We start from the raw sequence: 7,066 nt of genomic DNA, 5'->3' as shown, positions 1-7,066 counted from the left end.
GGGTACCGATTACACTGCAAACATTCTTCTGTGTTCTTGCCGGATTAATCCTCGGCAGCAGGCTTGGAGCCATCTCCATGACTGTGTATGCACTAGTAGGACTTATCGGCGCACCAGTTTTTGCTCAGTTTTCTGGGGGACCAGGAATTATTTTTAAATCAACATTTGGATTCATTCTTTCTTACATTCTAGCAGCCTATGTCGTTGGAAAAATCGCTGAAAAAAATCCCACCAAAAAAGGCTTCATCATTGCTGCTTTAGTCGGGATGGCAGTCAACTATGTATTCGGAACCAACTGGATGTATGCCGCGCTTAAATTATGGGCGGAGGCTCCTGAAGGATTCTCTTATGGAATGGCTTGGGCCTGGATGCTTGCTCCACTGCCAAAGGACATTATCTTATCAGTATTTGCAGGAGCCGTGGCACCACGTTTCCTTACCGCTATTCGTAAAAACAGCCCCACACTGAATAGAAAAGCTGCATAATTCTTCTCATCCGGAAATCTTTTTTTCCGGATTTTTTGTTAGAGTTCCGCTTTAACACTTTAAACCACTAAGAGGGACAGTCCCTCTTAGTGCGGTGAAGCACTGAAGCATCGTGAGGAATCAAAGGTCTATCGTCTATTTTTGGACACCTATCATCGGATTTGGCGTTTCTATCGACGACTTCAGGAGTTCTATCAACGACTTTGCCCTTTCTATCGACTTTTCGACAAATTCCGGGATGCGCCTGGCACTTGTCGAGTAAGCCATACAACGAAAAAAGCACCACGCCTATCCAGAGCGTGGTGCTTTCTGTTAAATCCTATTAATAAACGCCGACTGCGTCAAACGCTGCGTTGACATTTGCTACTTCAGAGCTGCCAGCACCGTACAGGTCCGTTGCTGATTGGACTGCCGTTGCACGCAGGTGACTGTAGTTAGAAGATGGTGTCAGGTATTGAGTCAGTGCACGGTAGTAGATGGCACCCATTTTGGTTTTTCCGATACCTGTTACTGTTACTCCGTAGTGTGTTCCGCCTTCACTTAATAGATAGGCAGCCTTGTTTCCGATTCCGCTGTTGATGTGAACGCCGCCATTATCTCCCGTCCCTGTGTAACGAACAGAGTAGTGGTCAGGATCCTTCTGCATTGTCGGATCTTCCATCGACCTTAATGCGTCCCCGCTTACATTAGGGGTATAGATGTCTTCTCCCACCAACCAGTCAGGACTATTATTCGCATGGTGTTCAACCAACGTTCCGAAAATATCTGACATAGATTCGTTGATGGCTCCCGATTCATTTTGATAGATCAGGTCAGCGGAAGTATCGGTTACCGCATGTGTCAGCTCATGGGCCACTACATCCAGGGCCCCTGAAAGTGGAATAAACGTTGTACCGTCTCCATCACCGTAGACCATTTGCTGTCCGTTCCAGAATGCATTGTTATAACTGCGGCCATAGTGAACCGTTGATTGCAGGGCTGCACCATTACCGTCATAGCTGTTGCGGTTATGGACATTTTTAAAGTAATCATAGGTTTGTCCCGCATAGGCATGCGCATCTACGGCAGCACCGTCGTAGGAAGCATTCAGAACATTATCGGAATCGCCCCATAGTGATCCCGGCAGGCGCGTACGGTTCGAAGCATCGTAAGTGAATACACCGCTTCCCCTAGTATTATCCTGTAGATAGTATGTGGAAGAAGATAGGAATGTATTGATCGACTTAGTGTCCCCTAATACACCTTTCCCTGTTCCAACTGTGTTGGTCCCCGTTGTAGGCTCGCCGCCACCGCCGCCAGGTCCTCCTCCATTTCCATTTCCTTTTCCGTGATGGATTTCATTCAGCTTGGATAAAATTTCACCTGTTTCTGCATCAACAAAGTAGTTCCAGTTCCCCGGCTCAGGCGCTAGGAAATTATAGTTTACAAGATAAGCATAATTCGCTTTCCCGTCTTTTACAAATACGATCTTTTCACTCATAGGTGCATATTCATAATCCGGCTGGCTTCCGACCGTACTTACAAGGTCTTTTTCCCCGATGCTCACCGCTTCTTTTGACTTCAGTTTTTGTTCACCTTTTACTTTTTTATCAAGATCCGGCTTTGTTGCACCTGATAAAGCCGTCAGGACACCATCTTCATTAACGTGGGCTGTCACCACTGAACCGTAAACCAGAGTTCCTTTGTAAACCTGTTGAAACTTAACGTATGTAAGCCCCAGGTTGTCCTTCTTCTTTTCTTTCAACACAAAAGAAGACCTGGCGTCTCCTGTAAACTTAAATTCTTTCTTTTTGGAATTGAGATAGTTATAGACGATTGTTTCTGCATTATAGTTGGAAGGGGCTGTCAATTTACCGGAAATAAATTCTGGGGTACCTGCTTTCTCGCTCCATTTCACTTTCTCCGCTAAATCAGGAGCAGCAAAAGCTGTTGAAGATATTGCTGGACTGATCATTAATCCAGCAGTCAATCCTAAGGCCAGTACTTTCTTGTTCATCAATAACATCACTCCATTCTGATTTTTCTAACTATTTAAACTATTTATTAACTATAAAGGAATCTAGTACGTAATTAAATAGGTATATAGGACCATAAAGTATGCTATGAATTACGCATTAAGTGATTCCGAGAAAAAAACCTATTATAAAGTGGATGTCGTACCTATATTGGGCGATTCCGTCTGAAACACCACATTATAAAGTAACCACAGCGCCTATATTGGGTGATTCCGTTCCGTAGCTGCATAATCGGTATCTTACCCTCGACTTCAAGCGCACTATCCAACGCTCTGCCTATCTATCATTCGACAAATTCCGGGGGGTGCCTGTAGTCTCCCCCCTTATAATGGACATATAAGTTATCATGAAGATACGACAAATATGCATTTATGGGGGAAATAATAATGCCTAAAAAACCAAGTTCACATACAAGTGTCGAAGTTAAACTAGAAGCTGTAAAAAATGTCTTGGAGAATCATCAACCTGTAGCTGTAGTGGCAGAGGAGATGGGATTGCACAGAGACACAGTAAATAGATGGGTGAACAAGTTCAAAGAAAATGGGAAAGAGGGTTTGATGAACTCCCGTTCTATTACTAACTCAGCGTCTTCCAAGGATTTAAAAAGAATTCGCGAATTGGAGAAGAAACTTAAGGAAAAGGAACAAGAGAATGAAATCCTAAAAAAGTTCCAGGCCTTTCTCAAAGAGAACGAATAAGCAAGAAATTTGAAGCTATTTCTGCATTGAGAAAGGAATACCCAGTTATACTTTTATGCCGCGTACTTAAGGTGTCACCTAGTGGTTATTATGCCTACCTTAAGCGACCAAAGCGTTCTGCATCCTCAGAAGAAAAAGAGACATTAAAAGCAATTAAGAAAGTATATCGAGCCGAGAAAGGGACTTATGGATCTGAACGAATTTCAAAAGTTTTGAAGGCCAAGGGGCAAATTGTTAACCATAAAAGAGTAGCTAGGCTAATGAAGGAAGCCAATTTAAAGGCAGTGGTGAGACTGCCAAAGACAAATGAAGAATCAAAGGGGAAGTCAACTGGTACGGTATATCCGAACCTTCTTGAAAGAGACTTTGAGGCTCAACATCCAAACCAAAAGTGGGTAACTGATATGACTGAAGTCATCCACAGAGGTGAAAAGCTATATATTTCAGCCCTTATGGATTTGTTTAACCGAGAAATTATCGCCTTTAAAATAGGGTTAAGTCCAAACAAACAATTGATTGAAGATACTATCAAAGCTGCCAAAAAGAAAAGAAAGCTAAAGAACCTTGAAGGCGTTCTTATTCACAGTGATCAAGGAAGTGTATACCGTTCTCTTATGTACCGAAGCTTGAAGAAAGAGTTTAAATTCACCCCTAGTATGTCCCGGAAGGGTAACTGTTGGGATAATGCCGTTATAGAAAGCTTTTTCTCTCAGCTGAAGACTGAATTCCCTTGTTTCTATCCTGTAAATAAAGATTCAAATATACTTCAAATAAATTTATTAAAGTATATTAAGCGATACAACGAGAAACAAATCCACAGTAAAATTGGATTCGTTTCTCCAAAACAGTTCCTTAAAGACTATCTAAAAACGGCTTGATGTGTCGTATTTTTAAATGTCCACTTATTGGGGGTTGATTCACTGGCACGCCCCGAATGAATCCCAGTGAACAGCAAAAACCCCGCCGGCATCAGTCACGGCGGGGTTCCATTCAAGGAAGTAATTAACGTTTATTCATTTCTTCAACAAGCAATTTGTTGACCATTGGCGGGTTTGCTTGCCCTTTGGTTTTTTTCATGATTTGGCCGACCAGGAATCCAAGGGCACGGTCTTTTCCGTTCTTGAAGTCTTCGATGGATTGCGGGTTGTCATCAAGTGTTGCAGTAACGATTTTCAGAAGTTCGCCTTCGTCAGAAATTTGGACTAATCCTTTTTCTTTAACGATCTGCGCAGGATCTCCTCCATTTTCAACAAGCTCTTTGAAGACTTTTTTCGCCATTTTGGAAGACAATGTGCCATCCTGGGTCAGCTTGATCATGCCTGCAAGTCCTTCCGGTGTCATCGGCAGGTCTTCCAGCTCTTTTTGTTCTGAGTTCATGTAAGCAGACACTTCACCCATCAGCCAGTTGGACGCTTGCTTGATGTCCGCTCCGGCAGCAACCGTTGCTTCGAAGTAATCGGACATTTCCTTCGTCAATGTCAATACCATTGCGTCATACGCAGGCAGACCCATATCTTCTACATAGCGCTTCTTGCGGGCATCCGGAAGTTCAGGGATTTCCGCGCGGACGCGTTCTTTCCAGTCTTCATCGATATGAAGAAGGACAAGATCCGGCTCTGGGAAGTAACGATAGTCATCTGAACCCTCTTTTACACGCATTAGAAGCGTTTTGCCTGTCGTTTCATCAAAACGGCGTGTTTCCTGCTCGATGATTCCGCCTGATAGAAGGACTTTCTCCTGGCGCACGATTTCATGCTCAAGACCTTTACGCACAAAGTTGAAGGAGTTCAGGTTCTTCAGCTCGGCTTTGGTACCGAATTTTTCCTGGCCGATCGGGCGCAGGGAGATGTTGGCGTCACAGCGAAGTGAACCTTCTTCCATTTTACAATCTGATACACCTGTGTATTGGATGATCGACTTTAATTTTTCAAGGTAAGCATATGCTTCAGCCGGTGTACGAAGATCAGGCTCTGATACGATTTCGATCAGCGGTGTACCTTGACGGTTATAGTCAACCAGTGAATAGCCGTCGCCGGAGTGGTTCAGTTTACCGGCATCTTCTTCAAGGTGAAGACGCGTGATGCCAATGCGTTTTTTATAACCGTCTACCTCGATTTCGATCCAGCCGTTTTCACCGATTGGCTGGTCAAATTGGGAAATCTGATAAGCTTTCGGGTTGTCCGGATAGAAGTAGTTTTTACGGTCAAACTTGGTATCTGTCGCAATTTCACAGTTCAGGGCCATTGCCGCCTTCATGCCGAAGTCAATTGCTTGCTTATTGACGACAGGAAGGACGCCCGGATATCCTAAGTCGATGACGTTAGTATTCGTGTTAGGTTCAGCGCCGAAATGGTTTGGAGCTGGAGAAAACATTTTTGAATCTGTTTTAAGCTCAACGTGGACTTCAAGTCCGATAATCGTTTCAAAATTCATTGATTTCACCCCTTACAATTGTGGTTTTTGTTTATGGAAGTCTGTAGCCTGTTCATAAGCATGTGCTACGCGGTAAATTGTGCTTTCATCAAAGTGTTTACCGATGATTTGCAGTCCAAGTGGAAGCCCTTCTTTAGAGAATCCGCATGGAACCGAGATCCCTGGTACACCTGCAAGGTTGACCGGGATGGTTAAAATATCATTCGCATACATTGTAAGCGGATCGTCGATTTTTTCCCCGATTTTGAATGCCGGAGTCGGAGTCGTAGGTCCGATGATGACATCATAATTTGCAAATACATCTTCAAAGTCTTTTTTGATCAGCGTACGGGCCTGCTGAGCTTTTTTATAATACGCATCATAGTAGCCGGAACTCAATGCAAACGTTCCAAGCATGATGCGTCGTTTCACTTCATCACCAAAACCTTCTGCGCGTGTCTTTTTGTAAAGATCAAGCAGGTTTTCAGGGTTTGGCGTACGGTAGCCGTAGCGGATTCCGTCAAAACGGCTCAGGTTGGATGAAGCTTCAGATGAAGCAAGGATATAGTATGTAGCTACTCCGTATTTAGAGTGTGGCAGGGATACTTCATCCACCGTCGCTCCCATGCTTTCAAGCACTTTCAATGCTGCCATGACAGATTGGCGGGCTTCTTCGCCGACACCTTCAGCCAGATATTCTTTTGGTACAGCGATTTTTAAGCCTTTTACGTCACCAGTAAGGGCTGCAGCATAGTTTGGCACCTCAACATCCGCTGAAGTTGTGTCGTTCGCGTCTACACCTGCGATTGCTTGTAAAAGGTAGGCATTGTCTTCAACATTGCGTGTAATCGGTCCGATCTGGTCAAGTGAAGAGGCGAATGCCACAAGACCGAAACGGGAAACGCGTCCATATGTAGGCTTCAATCCAACTGTTCCTGTAAAAGCTGCCGGCTGACGGATCGATCCACCCGTATCTGAGCCGAGGGAAAATGGAACTTCTCCTGCTGCAACAGAAGCTGCCGAACCACCTGAAGAACCGCCCGGAACTGTATCCAGGTTCCATGGGTTGCTTGTTTTCTGGAAACCTGAGTTTTCCGTGGAAGATCCCATTGCAAACTCATCCATGTTCAACTTTCCGATCGTTACCGTCTCAGCTTCACGGAGCTTGTTCACTACTGTTGCATCATAAATCGGGTTGAAATTTTCAAGGATTTTACTCGCACATGTAGTACGAAGTCCTTTTGTCACAATATTATCTTTGACACCAATTGGCATACCGAACAGCAGGCCTTTTGCCTCGTCCGTCCCGATTTTATTATCCAATTCTTTTGCTTTTGTACGTGCGTTGTCTTCATCCAGCGTTAAAAATGCTTTTACTTTGCCTTCAACCGCTTCGATTCTTTTGTAAGACTCATCCACTAAGTCGCTGACAGATACTTCTTTCTTTTGCATCAGT

At 44.1% G+C, this 7,066-nt stretch carries 6 protein-coding genes; 3 read left to right on the top strand and 3 right to left on the bottom strand.

The genetic code is table 11. The features are described from left to right. The coding region (locus BSG1_RS18475; RefSeq protein ID WP_006838749.1) for a biotin transporter BioY at positions 1–485 on the top strand (485 nt) is incomplete at its 5' end. Positions 486–807: 322 nt separating this feature from the next. On the opposite strand, the gene BSG1_RS18470 is transcribed toward BSG1_RS18475, so the two are convergent. Continuing rightward, on the bottom strand, positions 808–2,481 hold the full coding sequence (locus BSG1_RS18470; RefSeq protein ID WP_044023170.1) for a M4 family metallopeptidase: 1,674 nt from the start codon (positions 2,479–2,481) through the stop codon (positions 808–810). A 405-nt stretch (positions 2,482–2,886) separates the two neighbouring features. On the opposite strand from BSG1_RS18470, the gene BSG1_RS18465 reads away from it, so the two are divergent. Then, positions 2,887–3,198, top strand: coding sequence for a helix-turn-helix domain-containing protein (locus tag BSG1_RS18465; protein ID WP_198008218.1), 312 nt, complete (start codon positions 2,887–2,889; stop codon positions 3,196–3,198). A gap of 26 nt (positions 3,199–3,224) precedes the next feature. After that, a complete protein-coding gene (locus tag BSG1_RS18460; RefSeq protein ID WP_052302410.1) occupies positions 3,225–4,076 on the top strand; it encodes an IS3 family transposase in 852 nt (283 codons plus the stop codon). Positions 4,077–4,200: 124 nt separating this feature from the next. Here the strand turns inward: BSG1_RS18460 and gatB are convergent, their stop codons facing one another. Together gatB and gatA are read right to left on the bottom strand one after the other, a co-directional pair. Then, complete coding sequence (gene gatB, locus BSG1_RS18455; protein WP_006838746.1) at positions 4,201–5,631, bottom strand: Asp-tRNA(Asn)/Glu-tRNA(Gln) amidotransferase subunit GatB; 1,431 nt, start codon at positions 5,629–5,631, stop codon at positions 4,201–4,203. A 12-nt stretch (positions 5,632–5,643) separates the two neighbouring features. After that, positions 5,644–7,065, bottom strand: a complete 1,422-nt coding sequence (gene gatA, locus BSG1_RS18450) for an Asp-tRNA(Asn)/Glu-tRNA(Gln) amidotransferase subunit GatA (RefSeq protein WP_006838745.1) — start codon at positions 7,063–7,065, stop codon at positions 5,644–5,646. Position 7,066: the final 1 nt, after the last annotated feature.

This window comes from Bacillus sp. SG-1 (genome assembly GCF_000181495.1).
Classification (GTDB): Bacteria; Bacillota; Bacilli; order Bacillales; family Bacillaceae_B; genus Rossellomorea.
The sequence above is the reverse complement of the archived record's forward strand: the minus strand, read 5'-3'. Positions and strand labels throughout refer to the sequence as shown.